This window comes from Pseudomonas marginalis (genome assembly GCF_001645105.1).
Classification (GTDB): Bacteria; Pseudomonadota; Gammaproteobacteria; order Pseudomonadales; family Pseudomonadaceae; genus Aquipseudomonas; species Aquipseudomonas petroselini.
In genome coordinates this window covers 1-217 of the sequence record NZ_LKEG01000033.1, presented here as the reverse complement: position 1 = coordinate 217, position 217 = coordinate 1, and positions in this window count along the sequence as shown.

The following is a 217-nucleotide window of genomic DNA, read 5'->3' as shown; positions in this document are numbered from 1 at the left end:
GCCGGTTTAGCCGCCCCGCGCCATGGATGGCGCGTGGCGGCGGCCCCCCAAATACCTGTCGGATTACGGGCACACCGAGCCTAGGCGAGGTGCCGAGTGTTGGGGCGAAGGCCTTTTGGTTACTTTTGGGCCTTTTCCAAAAGTGACCCGCCGTAAGGGCCATCCCTTTCAAGGTCTTTTCGTTTTGGCAGCCTTGATTACCCGGTCGGTTGAAACA